This is a genomic window from Streptomyces ossamyceticus, assembly GCF_001418475.1.
In the GTDB taxonomy this organism is placed as follows: Bacteria; Actinomycetota; Actinomycetes; order Streptomycetales; family Streptomycetaceae; genus Streptomyces; species Streptomyces ossamyceticus.
Genome location: NZ_LIQX01000024.1, coordinates 1 through 2,461, shown reverse-complemented (window position 1 = coordinate 2,461; position 2,461 = coordinate 1). Strand labels below are relative to the sequence as shown.

Below are 2,461 nucleotides of genomic sequence, written 5' to 3'. Positions count from 1 at the left end.
AGATGTGTAGAAGCGACAGGGCTCCTTGCGCCCCCTGTCCAGCGAACACCCGTTCGGCGGAGTACTCCACCGGAGGGCGCTGGCGGGCGCCGGGCGCCGGGCGCCTCATGGCTCCAGGGTGCGCGATTCGTTGGCGAGTGCGGGTAGGTGGGGGTTGTTCGCGCAGTTCCCCGCGCCCCTGAAAAGCGACCGGGGCCGCGCCCCGTGCTTTTCAACGGCGACACCTGAGGAAGGGCGGGCCGCAGGCCCGTCCCTTCAGGGGCGCGGGGAACTGCGCGAGCAACCACGAACCCATCCGCACCCGCCCGAGAACGGTGCCCCCCCCGAGCCATGAGGCGCCCCAGCTTTCTACGACGCGGATCGGGTCCGGCGGCCCAGGAGTTCCGCCAGGCCGCGGCGGGTCGCGGCCAGGACCACGCGGTCCTCGGCGCGGAGCACATACGTGGAGGGCAGGTCCCAGATCAGGCCCGACCCGGCGGTCGGCCCGCCGGCCCGCTCCGCGGGATCCGTGGCCGTGTCGAGCGCCAGGACCCGCCACGCCCCCGCGCTGAACGCCTCGGCCACGGTGCGTCCCTCCAGCCGGGGGTGCCCCCGGACCTCGACGGCGGCGAAAAGAAGGACGCGGCGCTCGACGGGGATCGCACCCAGGATCTGGCGGCCCATCATCGCGCCGGCGAACGCGGGCGCCGCGAGATGGGTGACGCTGCGGCTGCGGGTGAGGGCGTGCGGGTGGGCGGCGCGGAGCGTGCGGTACACGGCGGTCGCGAAGTCGTCGTCGTACAGGCGCAGGACGACACGCAGGTCCGGGCGTACCGAACGCGCGTACAGGCCCGCCTCCAGGTTCGTCGTGTCGGAACTCGTGACCGCCAGCAGCGCGTGCGCGCGGTTGATCTTCGCGGCCTCCAGCACTCCCTCCTGTGTCACGTCGCCCAGCACCACCGGTACCCGCAGCCGCCGGGCCTCCGCGAGACCGCGGGCCTCGGGGTCGGCCTCGACGCACACCACGGGGATGTGCAGTTCGCGCAGTCGGGCCAGGACACGGGTGCCGATCTTGCCGAGGCCGAGGAGGACGACGTGGCCGGAGAGCCCGCGCGGCGGCTTGCGGAAGGCGGAGCCGCTGCGGAAGGTGCCGAGGGCCTCCAGCACGGCCGCCAGGAGCACGGGCAGCAGGAGTAAGCCCATCAGGCCCGACAGCAGTTGGAGTACCTTCCGGGAGTCGCTGCCCTCGGTCGCCGGGTCGTTGATCGCGAAGAGGTCGAGCAGGGTCGTGTACGTCGCCCCCAGCGGATGCTCCCCGGTCGTCACCATCTGTGCGACGGCGAGGGCGAACACACAGCCCACCAGCCCCGCCAGCGACCACCGCAGCCGCCGGGAGAACAGCGACCTGAACGCGCCGACCGCCCCGAGCGGGCCGCCGCCCGACCGGCCCGCCGGCAGCGCGGGGCCCGCGTACCGCACGGTGTCCAGGACGATGGACCCGCGCCCGGTGGCCTCGGCCACGGCCCGCTCGTCGGGCAGGAGTTGGGGGCCGCGCTCCCCGCTGCCCTCCGAACCGTCGGCGCCCGCCGGGTCGTTGGTGGTGGCCGACAGCAGCGCGAGCGTGCACAGGCCGCGGCCGGGGCCCTGGCCGGTGTGTCCCGGCGGGCGTTCCACGGCCCGCAGCATCAGCCCGTCCGTCTGGACGACCTTGGTGGTGCCGGCGACGGCGGTCGCGGCGAGCGCGGGCGCGGCGGTGTCCGCGTCGGACAGGACGGTCGTGGAGGCGCCGAACCCGTCGACCCCGTCGACCCCGTCGTCGGCGTTGCCGCCCGTCGCCAACGCGGCCGCCCGGTCGAGGAGTTCCTCGATGTGCTGGCCGAGCCGACGGTTGTAGAGCCGCAGGACGAGCCGCAGTCTCGGGTTGAGTCGCCGGGCGGTGAGGGCGGCGCGGATGTTCGTCTCGTCGTCGTCGTAGACGAGCGCCAGCGCGGCGGCCCGCTCCACCCCGGCCTCGGCGAGCACCGCCTCCGTGGCCTCCCCGGCCTCCAGGAGCCGCTCGCCGTGCGGGGCGATGCCCGGAGCCGCGGTCCGGTCGCCCCCGGTGCCGGTGCCTGCGGCGGCACCGGTGCGGTCGGTGGTCGCCGGATCGCCGTTGCCGGCCGCGCGGTTGACCGCCGCGGAGACCCGGTCGAGGATCGTGGCGGCCCGGGTGCGGCCCACCACCGGCCGGGGTGCGACCCGTGCCGTCGGCGGCACCACGAGCGTCACCTGCTCCCGGTACACCGTGCACAGTTCCGCGGCGAGCCGGTGCGCGAGGCCGTCGTCGCCGCAGACGACCATGTGCGCTCCGGAATCGGCCGGTCCGCGCTGCCCGCCGAGTCCGGCGAGGATGCCGGGTCTGGGCGGGCCGGCCGGTGTGCCCGGCGCCGCTTGGGAGTTCGGGCGTTCCGGGCCGGTCCGACGGCCCGGAACGGGCTGGCTG

General features: G+C 75.5%; 1 protein-coding gene. It reads right to left on the bottom strand.

Annotated features, from left to right (window positions below; all coding sequences use genetic code 11):
- Nucleotides 1–348 precede the first annotated feature (348 nt).
- Nucleotides 349–2,319: an NAD-binding protein gene (locus AOK15_RS02130; RefSeq protein WP_055512089.1), complete on the bottom strand. Its 1,971-nt coding sequence runs from the start codon at nucleotides 2,317–2,319 to the stop codon at nucleotides 349–351.
- Nucleotides 2,320–2,461: the final 142 nt, after the last annotated feature.

What these genes read in the sequence shown, in the direction of transcription:
- AOK15_RS02130 (WP_055512089.1), bottom strand. Translation starts at nt 2,319, where the DNA reads ATGGTCGTCTGCGGCGACGACGGCCTCGCGCACCGGCTCGCCGCGGAA.